Genomic DNA, 25445 nt, shown 5'->3' on the forward strand with positions numbered 1-25445 from the left:
CATATGTACGACAGTTTTTGCCGCCTAACGGGTGATGGGCGGCCACGATCCGGCGAGCAGCTGGCGGATCTGCTCCTCGCAGAAGCTGACCGGCGTGACGTCCGTCTGGATCCAGACGGCGAGCATCGCGATCCAGCGGCGGAGTTCGGTCAGCGCCTCCGGACGGCCGAGGCGGTGGTCCAGATCGTGGAACACGGCGGTCGATTCGCCGAACGACACGTCGCCGCGGACCAAGCTGCCGAGGCATTCGCCGAGCAGCTGCCAGCGCGCGGTCTCCGCGTCCGCCGGCAGCTCCAGGTCCAGCTCGTCGACGACGCGGGTGAAGAGCGCGGCGGCGTCCCGATGGTCGCTGCCGGCCAGCTCGGGCAGCGACGGCGAGTCGAGGCCTTCGACCACCGCGCGCACTCCGGCCGCCACCAGCTCGCCGGACGGGACGTCGAGGCCGGCCAGCCGGTCCACGGCCAGGGCGGTCAGTTCACCGCGCGCGGAGGACATACCTCGATCCTACGGACGCAACGCCCACCCTGGACGGCACGCGCGTCGGCGCGAAACGATCGCGCCGTCCGAATGAGCGGACCGGAACCTGCCCAGGTCCGGGCACGTGGAACACTGTCGCCCGAACCGGTGACAGGGGGTTGCGTGATGAGCTGGCAGGAAGAGCTCCGGCGACTGGATGCCGATCTGGCCGCAGGACGCATCGGGCACGCCGAACACCGGCACCGCCGCGACGATCTGCTCGCGGAGGCGTCCGGGGGTGCCGGCCCCTCGCCCGTGGCGTCCCCACAGCGCTCGACCGGGGGACCTGCATCGGTGGCGGGCGCACCCTGGTCCCCCGGCACCGGCCCTGCCGCACCTGGTTCGCCGTGGGCGCCGGACACCGCGCCCGGTGCCGCGTGGTCAGCGGGTACCGACTCTGTAGCGGGCACGCCGTGGGGCGGCGGCTCGGCTCAGCAGCCGAACCCGGCCTGGACCCCGGACACTTCCGGCGCTTCGGAGCCGACGGAGAGCATCCCGGGCCGGCCGTCGGCCGGTGCTGCGACGGGTGATGACTCGGCGAGTGGTTCTGCGGGCAGCGGCTCGGGGAACTCGGCTGCCGTTGAATCCGCGACCGGCTCGGCCAGTGGCTCCGCGAGCCTGGCCGCCGGTCCGGCCTCTGGTTCGATGGGCACCACGACCAGTCCCTCCGGGTCGGGGGGTAGCGGCGCTGGCAACCCGGGCGCTGGTGAATCCGCCAGCGGGCCGGTCACGAATTCCGGCGATACCGCGGGTGGTACCGGCAAGACCGCGGCTGGTGATCCGGAGGTCACGCAGGCCGTCGATTCCGCAGGCATTACGGCAGCTGGTGCGGTCGGCGCGGCGAGCACCCACGCCATCGATTCCGCAGGCGGTTCAGTCGCGGCGGCAGGTAATTCGGCGAGCCCGTACGTCGCAGGTTCCGCAAGCAGCCCAGCCACCGGTGCGGCGGGAAACCCGGCTGCAGGCGGGCCAACGTCCGGCAGCCCAGAGAGCCCCGCGACCGGTGCGGCCGTCCCCGCGGCGGGCGCGGCTGCAGGTATCGCGGCCAGCAGCTTCGCCGAGCCGACCCCCACTGAATCCATCAGCAATCCGGGCAACCCCGCGGGCAACGGTCCGGTCGCCGGGGGTGCGGCGGAGCCCGCGGCCGGTCGTCCGGCGAGTGGTCCCGGTGGGGCGTCGAGCGGGCCGTCGGCGGCAGGTGATCCGAGTGGGTATCCGAGCAGGGGGACCTGGCACGGCACGCCTCCGGTGCAGTGGCATGCGGCGGGGACGGCCGGCTGGTCCAGTGCCAATCCCGCGATGCCCCAACCGGGTGAGCCAGGACAGGCCACGCCGAATCAACCCGGTCAGTACGGACAGCCCGGTCCGCAAGGTCAGGGCGTTCCGGCAGGCATGCCGGGCAAGGGCGGCCTGGGCGGCCAGCCGATCCAACCGGGCCAAGGCAGCCAGCCGAGTCAGCAAGACCAAGCCGGACAGCAGGGTCAAGCCGGTTTGCCGGGTCAGCAAACCCAAGCCGGTCACCAGGACCACGAGGGTAAGCAGGGTCAAGCCGAGCAGCCGGACCTGCCGAATCAGCCCGGCCAGCCGGATCAGCCACAGGCCGCGCAGACCGCCGAGGCCGGAAGCAGGAAAACGCGGGGCCGGCAGTGGGAATCGGGCACCGAGCCCGGTGCCGAACCGACGACCACTGCCCCCAGCCCGGCCGACGTGAAGCCGACCGACAAGTTCGACGCGGTAGGCGGGCAGCCGGAGCTGCGGCGGCTGTGGGAGGAGGATCCCCGGTCGAAGAAGGCGCGGCCGAGCTGGTTGTTCCTGTCGGTCGGAGTGCTGGTGGTGCTCGCGTTGATCGTGGGCGGCATCTGGTACTTCGGCAGCAAGTCCGACTCGCCGGATGCTGCCGATCACGTGTCGCCGCCGCCGGTGCCGAGCTCGAATCAGCCTGCCGCGCTTGAGGACAAGCTGCCGAAGCTGCCCGGTACCCCGAGCCAGGACAATTCCACGATGGCCCTGGCCAAGGCCGTGCAGGTCAAGGCCGTGTCGCAGGCGGACGCGGACCTGATGCGCGCGTCCGGTGCGGACGAGCTGGTCTATCACTCCTACGCCGGCGACCCCGGCGGCACGTTGCTGATCGCGGTACCCTCCGCTTCCCCGGCGCAGGCCGCGCAGCTGGTGAAGGGGCTGCGGCAGAACCTGGTCACCGGCGGGTTCGACAGCAGCCCGCTCGGGCCTGCGGCCACCGACCTCGTCTACACCGGCAGCAGCCCCGCCGGGAAGGTCACCGCGTACTGGTACACGTCCGGATCGGTCGCGGTCGGCGTCGGTGTGTCGGCCCCGCTGGACCGGGACCCGGCGGCGCTGCGCTCGCGGATCGAACAGATCCGGGCGCAGGTCGCGGCGACCCTGCCGGCCGGCTGAACCGCCGCCACGACGGAAGGCGACCCGCGAGGTCACGCGGGGTCGTGGCCGTGCACAATGACCACGTCGTCACCCACATCGGGTCGCGGTGACGCGCCGAAATGTCGCCATGCCGACAGATAAGGGGGGCACTGGTGTCCTGGCAGGAGGAGCTGCGCCGGCTGGACGAGGAGCTCGCGTCAGGGCGGCTGTCCGCGGACGACTACCGCATCCGCCGTGATCAGGTGCTGTCCTCGGCCGTCGGCCAGCAGGACCAGCCCGCCGCCCCGCAGCAGCCGTCGAGCGCGGACTCGACCCAGGTGATCGCCCCGGTCAGCCCTCCCGGTGGCCTGCCGCAGCAGCAGCCCCCGGCCGATGTCTCGGCCGAGCGCACGCAGGCCGTGCAGTCCTGGCAGATGCCCTCGGCCGGTGCCGAGGGGAACGAGCGCACCCAGTACGTGCAGCCGGGCCAGCAGCCTCCGCCGTACTCGCCGCCGGGCGGGTTCCAGCAGCAGGCGCCGATGTCCCCCGCGGCCGGGTTCCCGCAGGCACCGCAGCAGCCGTGGAACGCGCCGGAGACCGATCAGACCCCGCCGTGGGGTGGCAGCGATCTGCCGTTCGGCTCCGGCGGCGGTGGCAACGAGTGGGCCGGCCAGGGCCCGGAGTACTTCAACGACAAGCCCAAGCAGGGCAACGGCAAGAAAATCGGCGCGATCGTCGGCGCCGTGGTGGTGCTGGCCGCGATCGCGTTCGGCGCCTACTGGCTGTGGGGGCGCGACAGCGGCGGCGACAAGCCGCGGGAGGCCCAGCCGCAGCAGTCGTCCCAGGCGCCTAAACCGCCGGACCCCCTGGCCGTGGCCAGTATGCCGGGTGTGGCCGAAATGCATGACGACATCTCGTCGTTCGCGCAGGTCAACGGGCTCAAGTACCTCAACGACAAAGAGATCTCGGCCTACCAGACCGCGGGTGCGGGCAAGGTCAAGTTCGTCGTGTACCACCTGCCGGACGGCAACAACATCACGCTGCTGCTCGCCCAGACGAGCACCCCGGCCGCCGCGAAGAACGCGGCCGAGCAGCTGCAGCAGGTGCAGACCGCCAACGGCGCGAAGCTCTTCACCGGCAGCCAGCCCGGCGTGCGGGCCACCGCGATCGACCCGAAGGACGGCCAGTCCGCCCAGGTCCGCGGGCACTACTCGCACGGCAACGTCATCGTCCGGGTCGAGGTGTCGGGTCAGGAGAGCACCTCGGTGAAGACCGATTTCGGTACCGCGCTGAACCAGCAGCTGACCGTGCTGACCGCCGATGCCTGAGCCGGGTACCACCGCCTGCACCATCGTCGCCGGCAACTACCTGCCGGCCGCGCGAGTGCTGGCCCGCTCCTACCTCCAGCAGCATCCGGCGGATCGGTTCGTCATCGCGGTGATCGACGCGCCGCGCGGCGAAGCGCGCCACGACGAGTCGGGTGCGGACCTCGTCGGGCCTGCCGCGTTCGGCATCGACGAGGACGACTACCTGCGGATGGCCACCGCGTACTCGGTCACCGAGCTGGCCACCGCGGTCAAGCCGTACCTATTGCGTGAGCTGCTCGCCGAGACCGAGGTGGCGATCTACCTCGACCCGGACATCGAGGTGTTCTCGTCAATCGGTGAGGTCGCCGAGCTGGCCCAGGCGCACGACATCGTGCTCGCCCCGCACTTCCTGCATCCGCTGCCGAAGGACGGTCTTGAGCCGGACGACGCGGTGATCATGGGCACCGGCATGTTCAACCTCGGCTTCATCGGGGTCGGGCAGGGCGCGGTGCCGTTCCTGGATTTCTGGGCCGGACGCCTGCGGCACGACGCGATCGTCGCCCCCGAGCAGCAGCTGTTCACCGACCAGCGGTGGGTGGATCAGGTGCCTTCCCTGTTCCGGCACCACGTGGTCACCGACCCGGGTTACGACGTCGCGTACTGGAACCTGCACGAGCGTCCGATCGCGCGCGAAGCCGACGGCGTGCTCACCGCGGGCGGCGCGACGCTGCGCTTCTTCCATTACAGCGGCTACCGGCCGGAGAAGCCGTGGCTGCTCAGCTTCCACTGCGCGCGCAAGCCGCGCGTCCTGCTGTCGCACAGCGATGATCTTCGCGCCATTTGCGACGCGTACGGCGCGAAGCTGCGCGAAGCGGGGTACGCGGAATCGCTCGACTCGATCCCGTACGGCTTCAAGGACTTCCGCGACGGGACGCCGGTGCCGAAGCTGGCGCGAAGCGTGTTCCGCGAAGGCTGGATCAAGGCCGAGCGCAAGAACAAGCCTGCGCCGCCGCACGCGTACGCCGAGGACGGCGGCCAGGCGCTACGGGAATGGCTGGCCACCCCCGAGGACCAAGCGCAGGCCGCGGCCGGGCTGAACCGGCTCACGCACGCGATCTGGTCGTCGCGGATCGATCTGCAGATGGCATTCCCGCACCCGTACAGCGACGACGCGGAGAACTTCCGTCACTGGTGCACCGGTTCCGGCGTGACCGAGGCCGGGCTGCCCGAGTGGGCGCTGCCCGGCGAACCGGTCGTCACCCATCCGCCGCAGGACGAATTCGGTGTGAACCTGCTCGGCTACCTCACCGCGGAGCTGGGGCTCGGGGAGATGGGCCGGATCGTGCTGGAGGCCATCGAGACCGGTGGCGTGCCAGTGGCTTCGGTACTGGAGGAGAAGGCGGTCTCGAACCGCACGGGCATCGAGCGGCCCGCCACGGTCGGCGATCCGCGGTTCCCGATCAGCGTGCTGGCGGTGAACGCGGACCAGACCCGCACGATCCTCACCAACCACCCCGAGGTGGGTGCGGGCCGCTACCGGATCGGGCTGTGGGCCTGGGAACTCGAAGATTTCCCGCAGTGGCAGCACGAAGCGTTCGGGATGCTCGACGAGGTCTGGACGGTCAGCGAGTTCTGCCGCCGGGCGATCGCGGCGCATTCGCCGATCCCGGTGAAGGCCATCCCGGTGCCGGTACGCGATCCGGGTGAGCCGTCGCCGCCGGCTCGCGAGCAGGGCGAACCGGTGCGGTTCCTGTTCGCCTTCGACTTCAACAGCGTGGCCGAGCGGAAGAACCCATGGGGCGCCGTCGAAGCGTTCCAGCGGGCGTTCCCCGGCCGTGACGACGTACGGCTGACGATCAAGGCGATCAACGCGAAGCTGCATCCGAACGCGGCCGAGCGGCTGCGCGCGCTGGTACGCAGCGACGAGCGTGTCGAGCTGGTAGAGCGCTACCTCAGCGTCGCCGAGCTGCACGCGCTGTACGAGAGCAGCACCTGTTACGTGTCGCTGCACCGTAGTGAAGGCTTCGGGCTCACTGTCGCCGAAGCAATGGCGCGCGCGATGCCGGTGATCTCCACGGACTACTCAAGCACCACCGAGTTCCTCGACGCGAGCACCGGCTGGCCGGTGCCGTACCGGCTGGTGGAGGTGGGTCCGGACAGCCACCCGTATCACGCGGGCGCCATCTGGGCCGAGCCCGATCTCGGCGTGGCTGCGGCCGCGATGCGCCAGGTCGCCGACGATCCGGACGAAGCCGCGAAGCGCGGCAGCAACGCGCGAAGCGCAATTCTTCGCGACCGTTCGATGGCTGCTGCCGCCAAGTGGATGCGTACGGAGCTGGAGCAGGCGTACCGCGCGTGGCAGGACAAGCGGCACACCGCGGCCACTCCGCCACCCGCGCACCCGCTCACGCCGCTGCAGGAAGCTACCGAGGCGCTGCGCTGGCGGCCGGAGGCGAGTACGCCGTCACGGCTGCCGTTGGCGCCCGCGCTGCGCAAGGCCGTGCTTCGCGCGATCGACCACTACGACGTGCACCAGCGCAACGTGATGGGCGCGCTGCTGTCGGCCACGGAGGAGAGCAACCGGCGGTTGCTGGACCGGGTCGAACGGCTGGAGCGCGACCTCACCGAGAGCCGGCATGTCGCAGCAGCCGCCACGGAGAGCGTCAGCGAGCGGCTCAAACGGTTCGAGCCGTTGCGTGACACCGTCGACGAGCTGAAGCGGCGCGCGCCGGATACCGAGCTGGCGCTGGGGAATCTCGAAACCGACGTAGCGAAGCTTCGCGAGGGTTACGGCGGTATCGGCTCCGAGATCGAAGCCAACACGGCCGCTGTGCACAAGATGTTCACTTCGCGCGACGAACGGCTCGACGCGGACGAGAAGGCCATTCAGCGGGTAACTCTCGACGTCGGCGCGATGCGGGACGCGGCCCGGATGTCGCACGCCCCGGTGCCGCGCGGAGCCGATGTGGTCCCGTGCGACGTCGGCGCGCTGCTCATGCCGGTGGACGAGGTCATGCTGCCGTGGATCGTGTTCCACCGGTCCTGGGAGGACAGCGAAGCCGAGCTGATGGCGAAGCTGGCCGAAGGCGCGTTCCTGGACGTCGGTGCACACGTCGGGTATCACACGCTTCGGCTGCTGCGGGCGACTCCTGACGTGACGAAAGTGGTCGCGGTGGAGGCCGACCCGGTCAACGCCGGGTTCCTTCGCCGGAACGTGGCGGTCAACCTGCCGCCCAGCGTGGCCGAGCAGGTCACCGTGGTCGAGTCGGCCGCGTGGGACGCTCCTGGCACCGTCCACCTCACGCAGGCGACGCCGGGCAACAGCGGGGACAACCGGGTGACTGCAGACGGTCCGGGCGTCGCGGTGCCGGCCGTACGGCTGGACACGGTGCCGGAGGTGACCGCGCAGCGGATCGGGCTGGTGAAGGTCGACCTGCAGGGCCGCGACCACCGTGCGCTCAGCGGCCTCACCGAGGTGCTGCGTCGCGACCGGCCGCACGTGGTGTGCGAGTTCGACCCGGGCGCGATCGCCGAGCTGGGCGACGACCCGTCGGCGGTGCTCGTCGGCTACCGCGCGCTGGGCTACACGCCGAAGATCGTCACCGACGAAGGCCCCGCCGCGGAAACCCTCGACGACGCAGCGCTGATCGCGGCGGCGAATGCGGACGAGAAGAAGTTCGTCACGCTCTGGCTGGCGCCCTGACGCTTTGGACGCAGGGATGCGGTCAGGGCGCGAGGTGCGTGATGGTCATCATGTACGCGCCGTACCAGCCGCTGAGTACGGCCGTCGCGGGTAGTAGCACGGCCAGGGCGCGGTTCGAGAGCCTCGCCAGCACCAGCGCCAACGGCACGGTGAGTACGAAGGCGGGCAACAGGAACCGCGCGCGGGACTGGAAGTAGTTCGACGAGCACAGCGCTATCACGACGGTCAGCGTGCCGTAGATCTGCCACGGCAGCGGCAGCCGCGTTGTCCACGTCCACAGTTGCAGCGCGACGGCGATCAGCACGATGAGCGCGGTCACGGTGATCCAACTGGAATGGTCGGACGTCAGGCCTTCCTTCACCTGAATCCAGGTGAAGACGCCGAAGTCGAAGTGCATCTGCCAGGCGTTCTGCAGCCAGAACCAGCCGTCCACGCGGTCGGCGCGGATGCCGACGTACGCGAGATAGCCGAGCAGCCCCAACGGCGCGAGCAACCCGCCCGCCCACGGTCGCCAGCCGTCACGACCGCGGAAGACGGCCACCAGGGCCGCCACACCGACTGCGGCGATCAACGCTCCCGCGCTCGCTCTCGTCAACCCGGCGAACAACGCCAGCGCGCCCGCGAGCAACCACTGTCGCCGCGCGACGGCGACAAGCGCCCAAGCCACAAGCGCCATCAGCACTGCTTCGGAGTACGCGAGGTGCAGCGCTGTGGAGCCAGGGCCGATCGACCACAGCACTGCCATCAGCAACCCGACGCGTGGGCCTGCGAAGTCGCGTCCCAGCACGTACAGGCCCCACGCCGCGGCACAGCCGGCGAGCATCGACACGGCGATCCCGGCAGGCAACGCCGGAATGCCGACGAAGGTGAGAACTGCCACGAGCGCCGGATAAAGCGGGAAGAACACCATGCTGTTCTGTGCCGGGGCACCGCCCGGGCCGGCATGCACCGGCTGGTCGTACCCGTGCTGCGCGACGGACAGGAACCAGTTGGCATCGAAATCGTCGAGGAACCGGCCAGGCGAGACGTCCGCCTTCCAGCTCATCAGCCACAACAGGCCGAAGGAGACCAGCTGGAAGAGCAGGTAGAGACCAATGGCGGGCAACGCCTGCCGGGACGGGGACAAGGGTTCGACGGTGCCGTCGAGAGTGGACTGTGGCACGCTCCCCCGACTCCTGCACTGATCGCGTGACGGACGAATTGCGGCCCGATCGTACCTGCGGCGGGCATATTCCGAGGCCAGCCCGGGTTCGGTGCCCAGTCGCACGTTCCGGGTATTTCCGGGGAGTCGTCCACCGGCCGGCGGCGAGGCGCTACTCTGCTCGCAGTGCCAGGCCGGAAAACGGGGGTGGTCGCGCTGGCCGAGCAGTCCTCTGCCGTGCCGGCCGAGCAGCTTCCCGCCGAACCGAAGAAGACGCGGATCGTCTTCATCGACATCGGCCGTGGGCTCGGCGCGCTGCTCGTGTTCTACAGCCACATCGCGCACCCGTGGGTGCTCGCCAAGCACGACGACGCGCCCTACATCAGCTTCATCGAAGCGCTCACCAGCGATCCGATGCACATGGCCAAACAGGGCATCGGGCAGATCGCGGTGCCGTTCTTCTTCCTGGTCAGCGGGTTCGTGGTGACACCGATCGCGCTGAAGCAGGGCACCGGGCGGTTCGCGCTGAACCGGCTCATCCGGGTGTACGCGCCGATGCTGTTCGTGGTGCTGCTGACCGCGTTGCTGATGGCGGTGAGCCTGCATCCGCCCTCGACCGGGCAATCGCAGGACCTGAACCCGCTCACCATCCTGACCAACACCTCGCTGGTGAACTACCTGATCTTCCCGCAGGTGGTGCTGATCCCGGTGGCCTGGTCGATGATCATCGAGGTCATCTTCTACGTGCTGCTGATGGTCGTGCTGCCGGTGCTGCGGCGCTCGGTGTGGCTGGCCATCGCGGTGGAGCTCACCTTCATCTTCGTGGTGCTGATGAGCCGCTCGCAGTTCGGCCCGTCGTGGTCGTTGTTCGCGGTGAACGTGTCGTACCTGCCGGTGATGATCATCGGGCAGACGATCTGGGCCACCACCTCGAAGCGGATCCCGCTGTGGACCGGCGCGCTGTTCGGCGGCTGCGCCTGGTCGCTGTACGTGCTGGCGGACATCATCGACGTGGGCCGCGTCGACACCTCGTACAACCTCGCGATGGCGTTCGCGGTGATCTGCTTCCTGATGGGCATGTTCGCCGAGGACAAGCTGAAGCAGCGCAAGATCTGGACCGCGCTTTCGGAGCGCAGCTACTCGATCTATCTGCTGCACATGCTGGTCACGTTCGTGCTGCTGCAGCTGCTTCGCCCGGCGGTGCCGCTGCCGATCGCGCTGCTGATCGTCATCCCGGTGGTGTTCGGCGTGGTCGAGATCAGCTACCGGTTCGTGGAACGGCCGAGCCATGCGCTGGCCCGGCGGCTCTCGCACAAACCGAAAACCCCGCCCAACCCGGAACCCGCGCACGAACCGAAACCGGAGCCCGGACCCGAGCCGCGGCAGGCACCGGTCGAGGACACCGAGGTCACCACCGAACTTCCCCGGATCGCGGAGAACCCGCGTCGTCCACAGCACGCGCCGAACGACAGGCGTCCGCCGATGCATCGCAGTGACCAGCGGAGTCGTCCGGCCGGTGGCGCCCACCGGGCACGCCCCGTGCCGGACCAGGCACCGGACCGAGTGGCCGAATCGCCGAGACGCCGCCCGGCCCCGCCCCGCTGGCCGTCAGCTCCGCCGGAGCTGCATCACCAGCCTGACCAGGAAAACCACGGCCAGCGTGGCGACGAGGACGACCTCCCAAGCCATCGGGACTCCTTCCGCCGAACACCTCGCTGAGTGCCGATGCTCTGTCGGTAAGGCGTCCAAAGGGGGGAGGGCGTTCACTGACACGGCGCAAGTCACCCGTACGACTTAGCTCAAGCGTGCGAATCAGCCGCGCCGGGGGGTGACGAGGCCGGATTCGTAGGCCAGCACCACCAGTTGCGCCCGGTCGCGGGCGCCGATCTTCGTCATGATGCGGCTGACGTGGGTGCGTGCGGTGGCGGTGGAGATCACCAGGTGCGCGGCGATTTCGTCGTTCGACAGGCCCCCCGCGACCAGCGCCAGCACCTCCCGTTCCCGGTCGGTCACCTCGGCCACCGCGGACGGGTTCACGCGCCGGTGCTCGGGACGGCCGACGAATTCCGTAATGAGCCGCCGGGTGATCGTCGGCGCGAGCAGTGCCTCGCCGTCGGCAACCACGCGCAAGGCCCGCAGCAGCTCGACCGGTTCGGTGTCCTTGAGCAGAAAGCCGCTGGCACCCGCACGCAACGCCTCGTAGACGTACTCGTCCACGTCGAAAGTGGTCAGCACCAGCACCTTCACCTCGGAGAGTTCGGGATGGCCGGTGATCCGGCGGGTGGCCTCCAGCCCGTCGGTGCCGGGCATCCGCACGTCCATCACCACGATGTCCGGCCGATGTTCCAGCGCGAGCGCCACGGCCTGCTCGCCGTCACCCGCCTCGCCCGCGACCTCGAAACCGTCCTCGGTTTCCAGCAGGACCCGGAACCCGGCGCGGACCAGTGCCTGGTCATCGGCCAGTACGACGCGGATCGTCATGTCTCCCCTTCCACGGGCAGTTCGGCGCGAACCTCGAAGCCTCGTCGGGTGACGCCCGCCTCGACCGTGCCACCGAGCGCGGACGCCCGCTCCCGCATGCCGCGCAGGCCGTGTCCGGGAGTCGGCTGATCTGTGCCGCGGCCGTCGTCACGCACGGTCAGCGCGAGCGTGCCGGGCCGCCGCTCCAGCCGCACGTCCACTTCCTGCGCGCCATCCGCGTGCCGGACGACGTTGGTCAGCGACTCCTGCAGGATGCGGTAGGCCGCACCGTCGACCGGCGCGGGCAGGTCGCCGGCTTCGCCGTGCACCGTCACGGTCAGGCCCGCCGTACGCGCGTGGTCGAGCAGTTCGCCGATCTGCGCCAGGCTCGGCGCGGGCGCCCGGTTCTCCCCCGACCTGAGCACGGCGAGCGTGGCGCGCAGGTCTTTGAGCGCCGACGCGCTGGCCGATTTGATGTTCAGCAACGCCTCTTTCGCCTGCTCCGGACGCCGGTCCGCGACGTGTGCGGCGACACCGGCCTGCACGTTGATCATGGCGAGGCTGTGTGCGACCACGTCGTGTACCTCGCGGGCGATCCGCAGCCGTTCTTGCTCGGCGAGCCGGTGCCGGTGTTCGGTGTCCTGCGCGCGACGTGCCGCGACGGCGGCGAACTGGTAGCGCACGGCCGTGGCGATCCCGATCACGGCCGCCGCCCAGAGCACGACGAAACCGGTCGAAACACTGATCGCAAACGTTTGCTTGCTGATCACGTGCACGCCATAGCCGACCAGCAGCACCCCGGCGGCGACGCTGCCCGCGACCACCGGCCCCCGCCTCCGGGTCAGCATGAACAACGCGATCGTGGGGACCACGACGACCGGGCCGCCGGGTTCCGACGATGCGTAGTAGACAGCCGCCGACAACGCAGTCAGCACGAAGACCGGCAACGGATACCGGTGGACGAGCAGCAACAGGAGCACGGTCGCAGCGAGCCACACCGCGCCCAGCAAGCTCAGCGGCTGCCCGAAACGGTCCCAGCGACCGGTCGCACTCGTCGCACCGAGCACGAAGGCGAGCACCACGAGGGTCCGGAACACCCGCCCGAACCACGGGTTCCGCTCGCGCCACCAGTCCTGCATGAGGCGAAAACTACTCGCCGGAACGGGCCCGCGCGTCCGCTCGGAAGCGGGGAATTCCGCTACGCCCGGCGCGGTACCGGGCGGCTCAGTCGAACGACGCGGGCAGCTTCGCCGCGGTCTCCTCGTCCGCCGGGGTGTAGGTGGACATCAGGATTTCCGAGCGGCGGCCGGTGTAGAGGTAGGTGAAGCGGAAGGTCAGCAGCCCGGCTTCCGGGTGCCGGTAGCGCTTGATCGGGATCGCCGCGGAGTTCACGTCGTGCCGGCTCCACAGGTCGGCGAAGATCGGCGACTCCGCCTTGAGCCGTTTGACCAGCGCCTTCCACGCGGGCTCGCCGACGTGCTCGGCCATCGCGGCCCGGAAGGAGGCGACCGACCTCGGCACGTTCTGCTCCCAGTCCAGCAACCGTTCCCGCAGCTCCGGGTTGAGCAGGCACTGCACGAGCGTGTTGCGGTCCTCGAACGGGATGCTGTCCACATCCCCCATCAGCCAGTTGTACGCACGGTTGTAGCCGAGCAGGTCACAGCGCGCGTTGCGGATGGTGACCGGGAACGGTTCGAGCTTGGTCATCATCGCCCGCATCGACTCGGTGACCGCGGAGCACTCCTTCTCCTCGGTGGGCGGCTCCGGCGCGCCGGCGAGGGTGAACAGGTGCACGTGCTCGTGCGGATCGAGGCGCAACGTGCGGGAGATCGCACCGAGGACTTGTTCGGAAGCATTGATGTCCCGGCCTTGTTCAAGCCAGGTGTACCAGGTGACGCCGACCCCGGCGAGCTGCGCGACCTCCTCACGGCGCAGGCCCGGCGTGCGCCGCCGGCCGGACAGCGGCAGGCCGACCTGCTCCGGCGTGATCCGCGCGCGACGGCTCCGCAGGAAGGCACCCAGCTCGCTCCGGCGGAGCCGGTGCTGGAGGGCGGGTTCGACGGCGCTGGGCACGAATACCAGGTAAACACAACCGGGACCCTGTTACCAGGTACTCCTGATACCTGGATGAACTCACATCTGGTACCAGGTTGTGAATGCCCCGAAGGTGGTGGTCATGACGACTTCCACCGCGGCCCCGGCGTCGGCCACCGTCGCCGCCGGGGCACCTGCCAGTCCGGGACTCACCCAAGCCGGCCTGGTCACCGTGCTGCTGGGGGCGGCACTCCCGATCATCGACTTCTTCATCGTCAACGTCGCACTGCCCACCATCGACGCCGATCTGCACGCCTCCACCGCGACGCTCGAACTCGTCGTCGCCGCCTACGGCATCGCGTACGCGGTCCTCCTCGTGCTCGGCGGCCGGCTTGGCGACGCATTCGGGCGCAGGCGGCTGTTCCTGCTCGGCCTCATGCTGTTCACGGTCACCTCGCTGGCCTGCGGAGTCGCCCCGGACGCCAGCACGCTGGTGCTGGCCAGGGCCGCGCAGGGAGCAGCGTCGGCGATGCTGCTGCCGCAGGTGCTCTCGATCATCCAGGCCGGCACGACGGGCGAACGGCGGGCACGCGCGCTCGGCATGTTCGGCGCGACCGGCGGCATCTGCACGGTGGTCGGCCAGCTGCTCGGCGGGCTACTCGTCGCGGCCGACCTGTGGGGTGCGAGCTGGCGGCCGATCTTCCTGGTCAACGTGCCGATCGGAATCGCCGGGCTGCTGCTCGCCCGGCGCACGGTGCCGGAGAGCCGGTCGTCGAACCCGCTGGGTGTGGACCGCTGGGGTACGTCGTTGCTCGCCGTCTCGCTGCTGTCGCTGCTGATCCCGCTGATGGAAGGTCGCGCACTGGGCTGGCCGTGGTGGACGATCGCGCTCCTGGTGCTGTTCCCATTCGCCGTCTACGGCTTCGCTCGCGTAGAGAGCCGGCTCGAACGCGCTGGCGGTAGTCCGCTCCTGCCTCCCGCGTTGCTGCGTACGCCCGGCGTACGGCATGGGTTGACGCTGGCCGTGCCGTACTTCGGCGTGTTCGGTTCATTCATGTTCGTGTACGCGGTGACACTGCAAAGCGGCTTGCACCTCGGGCCGCTCGGCGCCGGGCTCGCCCTGACGCCGCTGGCCGTCGCGTACTTCGTCACTTCGCTGCTCACCAGTCGCCTCGTCGCACGCTTCGGGCGGAGAGTCGTGCCGACCGGCGGGCTCATCCTGACGGCCGGACTGGTGGTACTCGCCGTCTCGACGCTGCTGGCCTGGCCGGACGTGTCGATCTGGCAACTCGCACCGGCCATGGTGCTGATCGGGATCGGCAACGGGATGACGACGAGCCCGCTGTTCCGAGTGGTTCTATCCCAGGTGCCCGCCGACCTGGCCGGAGTCGGCGGCGGGGTGCTCACCACGACCCAGCAGACGTCGCTGGCGCTGGGTGTCGCGGTGTTCGGCAGCCTGTTCGCCAGTCTGAGCGTGCCCGGATCGGCCGGTTACGAAGGTGCGTTCGTCCTGATCATCGGCCTTCTTGCGGGCCTGGCGCTGCTGATCAGCGCGCTGGCGCGGAAGCTGCCCGACCCGCGGTAAAAATTCACCCGACGGAAAACCCGTTCCCGGACGACGATAGGGATGTGACGGAACCGCGGGTACAGGGAGACCCGGCCTTCGTGCTGCTGCGCCTTTACGAGAAGGCGCTGCCGGAGGTCTACGGCTACCTGCTCGCCCGTTGTGGCGACCGCGCGCTGGCCGAGGAGCTGACTTCGGAGGCGTTCCTCGGCGCGGTCGCCGCCTGTCGCAAGGAGAACGCGCCCGTGGTGAGCACGGCGTGGCTGATCGGTGTGGCCCGGCACAAGCTGGCCGACCACTGGCGGCGTACCGAACGAGAGCAACGCGGGCTCCGGCTGGTGCCGGACGTGAGCGTCGAAGATCCGTGGGACGAACGGCTCGACGCGCTGCGGGCGAGGCAGGTCCTCGCGTCGCTTTCGGTGCCGCACCGGGCCGCGCTCACCCTGCGTTATGTCGATGGTCTTCGGGTGGGCGAAGTCGCCACCCACCTCGGCCGGACCGTACCCGCGACGGAGGCGTTGCTGACGCGGGCCAAAGCCGCGTTCCGCCGCAGCTACCAGGAGAAGGAGGGGCGCGATGACTGACCCGTTCGACGCACTCGCGCTGCCCTCGTCGCCGGTCGACCCCGACCCGGCGTTCGCCGAGGAGCTGCGGGACGACCTGCGTCGCCTGATCCTGAACGGAGCGGAAATGACCACCAGTACCACTCCCGACACCACCACCCTGCGCGCGCTCACGCCGTACCTGGTGGTGACCGACGCCCGTGCGGCGGCCGAGTTCTACGTCTCGGTCTTCGATGCCCGCCGCCGGGGCGAACCGATCGTGATGGACGACGGCCGGATCGGGCACGTCGAACTCGCCATCGGCGACAGCGTGCTGATGTTCGCCGAGGAATTCCCGGAGCTGGGCAACGTCGTGGCCCCCGTAGGCGGTGCACTGATCCGCGTCGAAGTCGAAGACGTCCGGCGCAGCGTGCAGCGGGCCGTGGAGCTGGGTGCGGAGCTGCTGCGCCCGGTCGAAGATCGCGGCTACGGCCTGGGCGGCACGATCAAGGACCCGTACGGCCAGCGTTGGCTGGTCGGGCAGGCCGCGCCGCGGGAAAAGCACGGCGAAGCGATCTACTTCACCTTCCAGGTGCCTGACGACGCGAAGGCCAAGGCGTTCTACGGCGCGGTCCTCGGCTGGCAGTTCTCGCCGGGACGCGTGCCCGGCGGCTGGGGCATCGAGGGCCACGGCCTCACCGGCGGCCTGTGGGGCGGGCCTGGACGGCAGACCGGCTGGAAGCTGATGTACGCCGTGGACGATCTCGCTGCCGCACGCGAGCAAGTGCGCGAACTCGGTGGTACCGCAGGCGAAGTGGAGCATCACCCGTACGGGCAGACCGCGGACTGCGTTGACGATCAAGGCATCGAATTCTGGCTCTGGGAGCGGCCGGCCGAGTGAGATCGGTCAACTCCGCGGCGGCAATCCTGCGGCCGGGGCGCACACTCGGGGGATGACCGGGCAGTGGAAGCCCCGCGACGACGCGGAACTGGCCGCCGGCTGGCGTTTGTGGCTGGAGCTGGGCTCCTGCGCCTGGCCGGGTGCGGACTGGGACGGCACACCCGCCGAGGCGGTCCGTGGTCTGGACCGGTGCTTCGCCGCCTGTGACGAGATCCTGGACGGCTACCACCGCGGCGGCGGACCGGGCGACGCCGCGGCGGCCGGCCTGGTCCGTTCGATGATCCTGGCCGCGAACTGGACGCTGGAACTCTGGCGCGACGACACCGTTCCCCTGGACGCGGAACGCGCCGCGTTGCTGCACGCCGACCTCGCCGGTTTCGCCGACCACGCGGCAAGCGTCCGCACCATCCTCGCCGACGGTGGAGGTTGGGCTTCGCTGCCGATCTGAAGCTCACCAGTCGCCTCGTCGCCGATCAACGCGCGCCGGGACCAAAGCTGTGAAGGGACCCTTCACAGACTCAGAGTCCGTGAAGGGTCCCTTCACGGACCTCTACACCGACTTTGCCGGAACCCTGGCCCCAGAGGCTGTGAAGACATCCCTTCACAGCGCATCGGCGGTGAACGCGATCTGCCGCTTAGCCGCGCGCGGGCGGCCAATGCCCTGCCAGGAGAGCCCGGCGTCCAGGATCACCCGTGGGTCGAGCAGGTTGCGGGTGTCCACCACGTCGTCGCCCTCCATCGCCTCGGCGACGGCGAGCCAGTCGAGGTTGCGGAACTCGGCCCATTCGGTGAGCACCACGACCACATCCGCGTCCTTGGCCACCTGGTACGGGTCGTCCACCACGGTCATCCCGTCGATCCCGCCGGAGACCGCGGGATCGTAGGCGGTGATCTCCGCGCCCAAGGCGCCGAGCACAGAGGACACCGCCAGCGCGGGCGAATCTCGCAGATCGTTGGTGCCTGCCTTGAAGGCCAGGCCGAGCACGCCGATCCGGGCGCCGGCCAGGGTGCCGCCGCAGGCACCGGCGATCTTGGCCACCACCCGGTCACGCTGCGCGATGTTCTCGCCGATCGCCGAGGTCAGCATCCGGAAGTCGTAGTCGACCGACTCGGCGACCTTGACCAGCGCGCTGGTGTCCTTCGGCAGGCAGGAACCACCCCAGCCGGGGCCGGGCTTGAGGAACGTGCGGCCGATCCGCCGGTCGTAACCCATCCCCTCGGTGACCAGGTCGATGTCCGCGCCGAGCCGTTCGCACAGCTCGGCCATCGAGTTCACATAGGACAGCTTGAGCGCGAGGAAGCAGTTGGCCGCGTACTTCACCAGCTCCGCGCTGGCCGCATCGGCGAGCACCACCGGCGCGGCAAGATCGGCGTACAGTTCGCCGACCCAGCGTGCCGCGGTGGGCGAATCCGAGCCGACCACGATCCGGTCCGGGTTGAGGAAATCCCGCACCGCGGTGCCTTCGCGGAGGAACTCCGGATTGGCCACCACCGGCACGTCGCGCCGCCCGATCATCGCGCGGATCCGTTTGGCCGTACCGACCGGCACAGTGGACTTGGTGATCACCGCGCAGCCGGCGGGCAGCGCGTCGCCGATTTCGGCGGTCACCGCCTCCACCGCGCGCAGGTCCGCGGAACCGCCCGCGCCCATCGGGGTCGGCACGCAGAGGAAGACCCCTTCCGCCTCGCGCACCGCGGCCCGCGCGCCGACGACGAAGGACAATCGCCCGTTCGCCAGCCCACGCTCGACCAGATCGGCCAGCCCTGGTTCGAGGATGTCCACCCGGCCCATCGACAGCCGCGCCACCTTCGCCTCGTCGACGTCCACGCAGGTGACGCGATGCCCGAGGCTCGCGAGACATGCCCCCGTGGTCAATCCGACGTATCCGGTCCCCACCACGACGATCCGAGCAGCGCCCATGACGTGAAGGTGACAGCCGGAGTTGACCAGGGCACTAACGGAGGTGGGCGTGGCCGCATACTCCTCGCGACCAGATGCGGGTGAGCCTGAACACGTCTGCCCGGTGCGAACGAGCGTTAACCTCTTGGACGGGGGCCTGGCACTGGAGGAGACAGAATGCAGATCACCGATACCGCAGCGCTGGTCACCGGCGGTGCCTCGGGCCTGGGCGGAGCCACTGCGCGGGCGCTGGCGGGCAAGGGCGCGCGAGTGTTCGCGCTCGACCTCGCCGCGTCGATCGAGCAGGCCGAGCAGGTCGACGGCGTCACCTACGTCGAGGCCGACGTCACCGACCCGGACCAGATCCAGACCGCGGTCGACACCGCGGCCGGCTCCGGCGTCCCGCTGCGCACCGTGGTGAACTGCGCCGGCATCGGCCCGTCCGCGCGGATCCTGTCGAAGAAGGGCCGCCACGATCTCGCGCTGTACGCGAAGGTCGTCCAGATCAACCTGGTCGGCACGTTCAACGTGCTCACCATCGCCGCGGAAGCGATCGCGAAGACCGAACCGCTGACCGACGACGCCCGCGGCGTCATCATCAACACCGCGTCCGTCGCCGCTTACGACGGGCAGATCGGGCAGGTCGCTTACTCCTCATCGAAGGGCGGCGTCGTCGGCCTGACCCTGCCGGCCGCACGTGACCTCGCCTCGCACGGCATCCGCGTGCTGACCATCGCGCCCGGCATCGTCGATACGCCGATGCTCGCCACGGTGAGCGACGAATTCCGGGCCGGGCTGGCCGCCGGAGTGCCCTTCCCGAAGCGCCTGGCCCGCCCGGACGAGTACGCGCAACTCGCGCTCTCCTTGATCGACCACGACTACCTCAACGGCGAAGTGATCCGAATGGACGGCTCGCTGCGGATGGCGCCCCGCTGACCCCTCGCAATCAAGGCTGTGAAGGGACCCTTCACGGACGCTGCGTCCGTGAAGGGTCCCTTCACAGCTTTCAGAGGTCGAGCATGTAGGGGACTTCGGCGTTCGCGCGGGCAGTCATCCACTCGCGCAGCGCCCGGGTGGCCAGGACGTCGTCCTCGTTGTAGCGCAGCAGGCGGGTGCGCTGGGTCTCGTCCGGCACCGCACCGTCCATGCCCACCGCGTCGCGGTACCAGCGCATGGAGGCCTCGCCGCCCGCCTCCGGATCCCGCCAGGTGAAGCCGGCCACCGGGGCGATCACCTTGAGGCCCTTGCCGCGGGAACACAGGAACTGGTCGGTGACGCTGCGGAACAGGTCCACCCACTCGTCGGAATCCACAAAGGACTGGATGGCCGCCTTGGCGGGAATCCCCGGGTACTCGCCGAAGCGTTCCGCCGAGCCGAACAGCCAGCGGTTCTCCGCGAGGGCGTTGTAGCAGTAGGCACGGAAGGTCAGCCCGGCCGCGTGCGTGCGCTCGCGCAGGTCGGTGAACCAGGTCCAGAACTCCGCGAAGGAGCGCGCCTCGTCGGCGGTCGGCAGCGGCTCCCAGGTGACGAAGGCGCGGTAACCCCGCGGCACGCCCAGATCCACCCCGGACAGCCAGGTACCCCAGAGATAGGCCCCGGAGTCGCCGAAACTCTCCATGTCCACGTCGACTTCCACGTCCGCTCGCGGCACCCGGACCTCGGGCGTGCGGCGGACCACGGTCAGCTCGGCCAGCCACGCCCGGCCGAGCATGATCGCGTCGGTGAAGGTGCCCCCGGTCCAGTTCATCGACGGCGGTTCGGCGGCCGGGTCGAGCGCGGCCAACTGGTCCACAGTGGACACCCCGGCGCGACGCAGCTCCCCCGCATCCTCACCGCGCACCACCAGGCTCACGTCGCGCGCTTCGGTGAGCGCGACCTCGCAGGTCGGCCAGAACGGGCACCGGCGGCACTCCAGCACCCGGGACGGTTCGGCCAGCGGCTCGGCACCGGTCGCGGCCGCGGTGGCCACCGCGATCCGGTCGGCGAACCGGGCGTCGTACTCGTCCAGCGCGGTGCGCCCGCCCGGCCAGGTGCCCGCGGTGAGGTCGTGCCACACCACCACATCGGCGTCCAGCCCGATCACACCGCCGACCGCGCGGCCGGGCTCGGCCTTCCCGTGGGTCTGCAGGATCCGGCGCAGGTGTGCGAGCCGTAGCTGGTCCCGCGGCTGCGAACGGACCTTGCGCGCCTCGTCCGGCCTGCGGTGCGCCGGGTCGAGGTCGGTGAGAGCGGTGGTCGAGGCACCCTGTCCGCGGTCGGTGATCCGGTGCCGCACCACGAGCACCGGGACGTAGCCGTCCTCGGTGCGCACGAGCAGATCCACCCCGCCCCTGCGATGCCCCACCGGATCGGCGGGGAACAGCGCGCCCCAGATGTAGTCCGCCTTGTCCTCGAACGCCGCCTCGGTGCGCTGCACGCGTTCCGCCGCGGGCAGCACCCGCGGGATGTGCACCCAGGTCGCCTCCGGCCCCGCGGCCTCGGCCAGCTGCCCGGCGATCGCCTCGCGATGCGCGGTGGCGTCTTCGATCCGTTGCTGGGTAGTGGGATCCGGAGGCGGCAGCGGCACCTCGCGCATGGCCGGATCGTGCTCCAGATGCACCCGGCGACGGCATCGGCTGACCGCGCCCGCGTCGAGCAGCACCTCGTCTCCCATGCCGAGCACTCTATCCGCCGCGAGCCGACATGCTCGCCACCATCGGGACCAGTAAGTTCGAGCCTGACACGGCGTTGGAGGTAGGGCCATGGCGCGCAAGGCCAAGCACGAAGTGGGTGAAGCCCGGATCACCCCGAAGAAGGCGAAGAACGCGGTCGCGGTGGCCAAGGTGCTCGGACCGGCGGTGCTCCCGGTGGTCGCGCCGTACGCGGTCCGCGCGGCGGGCGCGGCGCGTGAGCTGTACGACCGCTACCAGGCCCGGAAAATGGGTGTGGCGGTGGATCAGCTCGGCGAGTACACCGGCCGCGGCGCCGCGCTGCACGCGCGGATCGCGGGTCTGGTGCAAGGGCTCGGCGAGCTGCGAAAGTCGGCGAAGGCGACGGACGCGGACCGGAAGTTCACCGAGGAGACGCAGTCCACGTTGGAGCAGCTGTCGGCCACCGTGCGCGCTGCCGAGCGGATGCCCGCGGCACGGCGCAAGGCCGCACACCGCGCGGTGAACGGCGAACTGGAACGCCTCGAGGAGCAGCTGCTGCACCGGCTGGGAGTCTGAAATGCTGTGAAGGGACCCTTCACAGACGCTACGTCCGTGAAGGGTCCCTTCACAGCTTTGGGCTACTTGATGAAGCCCTTGGAGAGCATCCAGTCGTGCGCGACGGTGCCGGCGTCCTTGCCTTCCACGTCGACCTGCTTGCACAGCTCGACCATCTGCTTGTTGTCGATCGCCGCGGTCACCTTCTCCAGCGGGCCGCGCAGCTGCGGATGCTGGTTCAGGAAGTCGGTCCGCAACGTCACCGCGGCGTTGTACTGCGGGAACGCCTTCTTGTCGTCCTCGAGCACCCGCAGGTTGAGCCCGGAGATCCGGCCGTCGGTGGTGAACACCTCACCGACCGGGCAGGTCCCGTTCGCGACCGCGGAGTAGATGGTGCCGATACCGAAGTTCTCGATCTTCGGCTGCTGGAAGCCGTAGGCCTTGACCGCGGCCGGGAACCCGTCCTGCCGGCTGGTGAACTCCGTCTCCAGGCAGAACCGCGCCTGGTCCGGATTCGACTTGAGGAAGTTCGCCAGGTCCGTGGTGGTCTTCAGGTTGTTCTTCGCGGCGTAGGCCTCGGTGGTGGCGAAGGCGTACTGGTCGTTGAGCGGCGAGTAGTTCAGCCAGGTGATGCCGAACTTCTCCGCGTCCGCCTTCGCGGTCGCCTCGTACTGCGCCTTCTCCCCGCCGGGCACCGGCAGCTCATTACCCTGGTAGTTGATCCAGCCGGTGCCGGTGTACTCCCAGGCCAGGTCGCTCTGCCCGTTCAGCAGGGCCTGCCGCGACGAGTTCGAGCCCTTGATGTCGGTCAGGTCGACCACGTCCGCCCCGGCCGCGGACAAGGCCATCTCGGCCATGTAGCCGAGCAGGATGTTCTCCGTGAAGTCCTTCGACCCGACCACCACCCGCTGTCCCTGCAACTGGGGGATCGGCTGGATGGAACCTGGCTTGATGGAGTAGGGCAGCGCGGTGTTCAGGTCGAGCCCGCACGCCGAAAGCGTCACGGCGAGCGCTGCGGCGCCGAACAGGGCGCCGGCTTTCCGGAGCACCTTCATCAGCGCAACCCCTTCGGTCCGAAGAACTGTTCGGCCACCGCGCCCAGCCAGTCGACCAGCAGGGCCAGCGCGACGGCCAGCACCGAACCGGTGATCAGCACCTTGGTCAGGTTGAGCTTGTAGCCGGTGTCGATGAGCAACCCGAAACCACCCGCGTTGACGAACATGCCGAAGGTCGCGGTGCCCACCGCCAGCACCAGCGAGGTGCGCAGGCCGGCCAGGATCAGCGGGATGGCCAGCGGGAACTCCACCCGCCAAAGCACCTTCGAGGTGGACATGCCGATCCCGCGGCCCGCGTCCACCAGCGACGGGTCCACCTGCTGGAGCCCGACCATGGTGTTGCGCAGCACCGGGAGCAGCGAGTAGAAGGCCAGCGGCAGCGCGGCCACCCACAGCCCGCCGGTCGCCCCGGTGACGATGAACCACAGCACCAGCACACCGAGCGCCGGAGCGGCCTGCCCGATGTTCGCCACGGCCAGGAAGACCGGCGCCAGCCAGCGCGCCCACGGCCGGGTCACCATCACCCCGAGCGGCACCGCCACCAGGATCACGATCGCGATCACCACGACCGTCATCGCCACGTGGTCACGCAACGCGGTGAGCAGCGAGGACGCGTTCAGCGTCTCCTTCTCGGTGGCGGTCAGCCCGCTGGCGAAGACCCAGATCAGGGTGACCGCGACGATCAGCACGACCGCGGCGGGCTGGGCCAGCAACCGGACGCGCTCGGCGCGCCGGGAACCGGATTCGGTGCTGAACCCGGCGTCGACGGTCGCGGTCATGCGGAAACCCCTTCGCCGGCGGCCTCTTGGTCGTCCGAGTGGTCGTCCGAGTGGTCGTCCGAGTGGTCCTCGCGCAGCTGCTGGATGGTCGCGATGACCGTCTCCAGCTTGATCGTGCCGGCGTACTCGCCACGGGAACCGGTGACCGGCACCGAACCACCCTCGGCGAGCATCGCCTCCAGCGCGTCCTGCAGGGTCGACTGCACGCTGACGAGGTCACGCAGCGGCCGTCCGGCCGCACCCAGCGACGTGGCCTTGGTCAGGTCACGCACATGCACCCAGCGGATCGGCCGCCGCCGGTGGTCGAGCACCAGCGCGAACTGCTTGCGCTGGGTGGAAAGCTTCTCGCGCACGTCGGCCGGGGACTCGTTGACGCTCGTGGTGAGCGCGTCCTGCTGCAACTCGACGTCGCGCACCCGCAGCAGAGTCAGCTGCTTGAGCGAGGCACCGGCGCCGACGAACCCGGCCACCGTGTCGTCAGCCGGGTTCGCCAGGATCGACTCCGGCGTGTCGTACTGCAGGATCCTCGACTGGTCGCCGAGCACCGCGATCTTGTCGCCGAGCTTCACCGCCTCGTCGAAGTCGTGCGTGACGAACACGATCGTCTTGCGCAGCTCGGTCTGCAGCCGCAGCAGCTCGTCCTGCAGGTTGCCACGGGTGATCGGGTCGACCGCGCCGAACGGCTCGTCCATCAGCAGCACCGGCGGGTCCGCCGCGAGCGCGCGGGCCACCCCGACCCGCTGCTGCTGGCCACCGGAAAGCTGGCGCGGGTAGCGGTCGCGGAAATCGGCCGGGTCGAGCCCGACCAGGTCCATCATCTCCTCGACCCGGTCGGCGACCTTCTTTTTCTCCCAGCCGAGCAACCCCGGCACCACGCCGATGTTCTGCGCCACGGTGAAATGCGGGAACAGCCCGGCCTGCTGGATGGCGTAGCCGATCCGGCGGCGCAGCGTGTCCACGTCCAGCTTCAGCGCGTCGTCGCCGCCGATGGTGATCCGCCCGGAAGTGGGCTGGACCAGCCGGTTGATCATCCGCATCGTGGTGGTCTTGCCACAGCCCGAGGGGCCGACGAACACGACGATCTTGCCCGCGGGCACGACCATGGAGAAGTCGTCCACCGCCGGGGCACGGGTTCCGGAATAACGCTTGGTGACGTGCTCCAGCTCGATCTCGACGCCGGAGACTTCGTTGGGCTCAGACACGGACACCCCTCGAGATGGTGAAACGCTTGATCAGGACATAGATGCCGTCGAGCAGCAGGGCGAGGATGACCACGCCGAGCGTGCCGGTCAGGGCTTGGTTCGCGGAGTTGGTGCTGCCCGCGTTGGTCAGGCCGGAGAACACCTCGGAGCCGAGGCCCGGTCCTTTCGCGTAGGCCGCGATCACCGCGATGCCCATCAGCATCTGTGTGGCGACCCGCATCCCGGTGAGGATGGCCGGCCAGGCGAGCCGCAGCTCGACCCGGGTGAGCACGGCCAGCCTGCCCATCCCGATCCCGCGCGCGGCGTCGGTGATCGCCGGATCGACGGCGTCCAGCCCGACGATCGTGTTCCGCACGATCGGCAGCAGCCCGTACAGGACCAGTGCGATCACCGCGGTCGTCGAGCCGAGGCCGGACAGCGGGATCAGCAGGCCCAGCAGGGCGAAGGAAGGAACGGTCAGGATCGTGCTGGCCAGCGCGGTGGCGACAGCGGAACCGATGGGGCTGCGGTACACCGCGATGCCGATCAGCACACCCAGCGCGGCGGCGAGGATCGTGCATTGCACGACCATGCTGGTGTGGAGATAGGCCTGCAGCAGTAGTTTGTCCCATCGATCCGAGATGTACTCGAAGAGATTCATCCGTATTCGCACTCCCGCTGCGTCTGTACTCCGAACTCACTCGTTCGGAGTAGCCCGTCAACCGGCAGGGTGGGTACCCGGCATGACGGCGGGTGAAACCCTGCAGCGGTCCTTGGTGATCCACCGTTTCGCATCCTGGG

General features: G+C 69.7%; 22 protein-coding genes. 10 read left to right on the plus strand and 12 right to left on the minus strand.

What is annotated here, in order from left to right:
• Nucleotides 1-24: 24 nt before the first annotated feature.
• Both D5S19_RS02685 and D5S19_RS32290 read right to left on the minus strand, forming a co-directional pair.
• Complete coding sequence (locus tag D5S19_RS02685) at nucleotides 25-495, minus strand: hypothetical protein (protein WP_120021725.1); 471 nt, start codon at nucleotides 493-495, stop codon at nucleotides 25-27.
• A gap of 452 nt (nucleotides 496-947) precedes the next feature.
• Nucleotides 948-1598, minus strand: a complete 651-nt coding sequence (locus D5S19_RS32290; protein ID WP_199730297.1) for a hypothetical protein — start codon at nucleotides 1596-1598, stop codon at nucleotides 948-950.
• Nucleotides 1599-2007: 409 nt separating this feature from the next.
• On the opposite strand from D5S19_RS32290, the gene D5S19_RS32295 reads away from it, so the two are divergent.
• The 3 genes from D5S19_RS32295 (at nucleotide 2008) to D5S19_RS02700 (ending at nucleotide 7902) form a co-directional block, all read left to right on the plus strand.
• Nucleotides 2008-2931, plus strand: coding sequence for a flagellar basal body-associated FliL family protein (locus tag D5S19_RS32295; RefSeq protein WP_199730299.1), 924 nt, complete (start codon nucleotides 2008-2010; stop codon nucleotides 2929-2931).
• Nucleotides 2932-3065: 134 nt separating this feature from the next.
• Complete coding sequence (locus D5S19_RS02695) at nucleotides 3066-4220, plus strand: hypothetical protein (protein ID WP_120021727.1); 1155 nt, start codon at nucleotides 3066-3068, stop codon at nucleotides 4218-4220.
• On the plus strand, nucleotides 4213-7902 hold the full coding sequence (locus D5S19_RS02700; protein WP_120021728.1) for an FkbM family methyltransferase: 3690 nt from the start codon (nucleotides 4213-4215) through the stop codon (nucleotides 7900-7902). The genes D5S19_RS02695 and D5S19_RS02700 overlap by 8 nt, the downstream gene beginning before the upstream one ends.
• 22 nt (nucleotides 7903-7924) lie before the next feature.
• Here D5S19_RS02700 and D5S19_RS02705 read toward each other — a convergent pair whose 3' ends face one another.
• Entirely contained in the window at nucleotides 7925-9064 is a 1140-nt protein-coding gene (locus D5S19_RS02705) for a hypothetical protein (RefSeq protein WP_120021729.1), read from the minus strand.
• Nucleotides 9065-9229: 165 nt separating this feature from the next.
• Here D5S19_RS02705 and D5S19_RS02710 point away from each other — a divergent pair, with 165 nt between their 5' ends.
• A complete protein-coding gene (locus tag D5S19_RS02710; protein ID WP_233573680.1) occupies nucleotides 9230-10762 on the plus strand; it encodes an acyltransferase family protein in 1533 nt (510 codons plus the stop codon).
• Nucleotides 10763-10855: 93 nt separating this feature from the next.
• Here D5S19_RS02710 and D5S19_RS02715 read toward each other — a convergent pair whose 3' ends face one another.
• The 3 genes from D5S19_RS02715 to D5S19_RS02725 form a co-directional block, all read right to left on the minus strand.
• Complete coding sequence (locus D5S19_RS02715) at nucleotides 10856-11524, minus strand: response regulator (RefSeq protein WP_120021731.1); 669 nt, start codon at nucleotides 11522-11524, stop codon at nucleotides 10856-10858.
• Nucleotides 11521-12642, minus strand: a complete 1122-nt coding sequence (locus D5S19_RS02720) for a sensor histidine kinase (protein WP_120021732.1) — start codon at nucleotides 12640-12642, stop codon at nucleotides 11521-11523. The genes D5S19_RS02715 and D5S19_RS02720 overlap by 4 nt, the downstream gene beginning before the upstream one ends.
• Before the next feature lie 85 nt (nucleotides 12643-12727).
• Nucleotides 12728-13576 carry a helix-turn-helix transcriptional regulator gene (locus D5S19_RS02725; RefSeq protein WP_199730301.1) on the minus strand — a complete coding sequence of 283 codons (849 nt, stop codon included), beginning with the start codon at nucleotides 13574-13576 and terminating at the stop codon, nucleotides 12728-12730.
• Nucleotides 13577-13679: 103 nt separating this feature from the next.
• On the opposite strand from D5S19_RS02725, the gene D5S19_RS02730 reads away from it, so the two are divergent.
• Genes D5S19_RS02730 through D5S19_RS02745 form a run of 4 tightly spaced genes read left to right on the plus strand, consistent with a single transcriptional unit; the run spans nucleotide 13680 to nucleotide 16992 of the window.
• On the plus strand, nucleotides 13680-15122 hold the full coding sequence (locus D5S19_RS02730) for an MFS transporter (protein ID WP_120021808.1): 1443 nt from the start codon (nucleotides 13680-13682) through the stop codon (nucleotides 15120-15122).
• A 44-nt stretch (nucleotides 15123-15166) separates the two neighbouring features.
• The gene (locus D5S19_RS02735) at nucleotides 15167-15685 is read left to right on the plus strand and encodes an RNA polymerase sigma factor (RefSeq protein ID WP_120021734.1); all 519 of its coding nucleotides are present in this window, start codon (nucleotides 15167-15169) and stop codon (nucleotides 15683-15685) included.
• Complete coding sequence (locus D5S19_RS02740; RefSeq protein WP_120021735.1) at nucleotides 15678-16544, plus strand: VOC family protein; 867 nt, start codon at nucleotides 15678-15680, stop codon at nucleotides 16542-16544. Before D5S19_RS02735 ends, D5S19_RS02740 begins: the two co-directional genes overlap by 8 nt.
• A gap of 52 nt (nucleotides 16545-16596) precedes the next feature.
• A complete protein-coding gene (locus D5S19_RS02745; protein ID WP_120021736.1) occupies nucleotides 16597-16992 on the plus strand; it encodes a hypothetical protein in 396 nt (131 codons plus the stop codon).
• Nucleotides 16993-17145: 153 nt separating this feature from the next.
• Here the strand turns inward: D5S19_RS02745 and D5S19_RS02750 are convergent, their stop codons facing one another.
• Nucleotides 17146-18465 (minus strand): UDP-glucose dehydrogenase family protein, encoded by a 1320-nt coding sequence (locus D5S19_RS02750; protein WP_120021737.1) that lies wholly within the window; start codon nucleotides 18463-18465, stop codon nucleotides 17146-17148.
• 156 nt (nucleotides 18466-18621) lie between these two features.
• On the opposite strand from D5S19_RS02750, the gene D5S19_RS02755 reads away from it, so the two are divergent.
• Nucleotides 18622-19380: an SDR family NAD(P)-dependent oxidoreductase gene (locus D5S19_RS02755; protein ID WP_120021738.1), complete on the plus strand. Its 759-nt coding sequence runs from the start codon at nucleotides 18622-18624 to the stop codon at nucleotides 19378-19380.
• A gap of 70 nt (nucleotides 19381-19450) precedes the next feature.
• Here the strand turns inward: D5S19_RS02755 and D5S19_RS02760 are convergent, their stop codons facing one another.
• On the minus strand, nucleotides 19451-21097 hold the full coding sequence (locus D5S19_RS02760) for a TM0106 family RecB-like putative nuclease (RefSeq protein WP_199730302.1): 1647 nt from the start codon (nucleotides 21095-21097) through the stop codon (nucleotides 19451-19453).
• Nucleotides 21098-21185: 88 nt separating this feature from the next.
• Here D5S19_RS02760 and D5S19_RS02765 point away from each other — a divergent pair, with 88 nt between their 5' ends.
• Complete coding sequence (locus D5S19_RS02765) at nucleotides 21186-21650, plus strand: DUF6474 family protein (protein ID WP_120021740.1); 465 nt, start codon at nucleotides 21186-21188, stop codon at nucleotides 21648-21650.
• Nucleotides 21651-21712: 62 nt separating this feature from the next.
• Here the strand turns inward: D5S19_RS02765 and D5S19_RS02770 are convergent, their stop codons facing one another.
• Genes D5S19_RS02770 through D5S19_RS02785 form a run of 4 tightly spaced genes read right to left on the minus strand, consistent with a single transcriptional unit; the run spans nucleotide 21713 to nucleotide 25305 of the window.
• A complete protein-coding gene (locus tag D5S19_RS02770) occupies nucleotides 21713-22684 on the minus strand; it encodes a glycine betaine ABC transporter substrate-binding protein (RefSeq protein WP_120021741.1) in 972 nt (323 codons plus the stop codon).
• Nucleotides 22684-23463 (minus strand): ABC transporter permease, encoded by a 780-nt coding sequence (locus D5S19_RS02775; RefSeq protein ID WP_120021742.1) that lies wholly within the window; start codon nucleotides 23461-23463, stop codon nucleotides 22684-22686. The genes D5S19_RS02770 and D5S19_RS02775 overlap by 1 nt, the downstream gene beginning before the upstream one ends.
• Nucleotides 23460-24665, minus strand: a complete 1206-nt coding sequence (locus D5S19_RS02780; protein WP_120021743.1) for an ABC transporter ATP-binding protein — start codon at nucleotides 24663-24665, stop codon at nucleotides 23460-23462. The genes D5S19_RS02775 and D5S19_RS02780 overlap by 4 nt, the downstream gene beginning before the upstream one ends.
• Nucleotides 24658-25305, minus strand: coding sequence for an ABC transporter permease (locus tag D5S19_RS02785; RefSeq protein WP_120021744.1), 648 nt, complete (start codon nucleotides 25303-25305; stop codon nucleotides 24658-24660). The genes D5S19_RS02780 and D5S19_RS02785 overlap by 8 nt, the downstream gene beginning before the upstream one ends.
• Nucleotides 25306-25445: the final 140 nt, after the last annotated feature.

Source organism: Amycolatopsis panacis (assembly GCF_003600245.1).
GTDB lineage: Bacteria > Actinomycetota > Actinomycetes > Mycobacteriales > Pseudonocardiaceae > Amycolatopsis > Amycolatopsis sulphurea.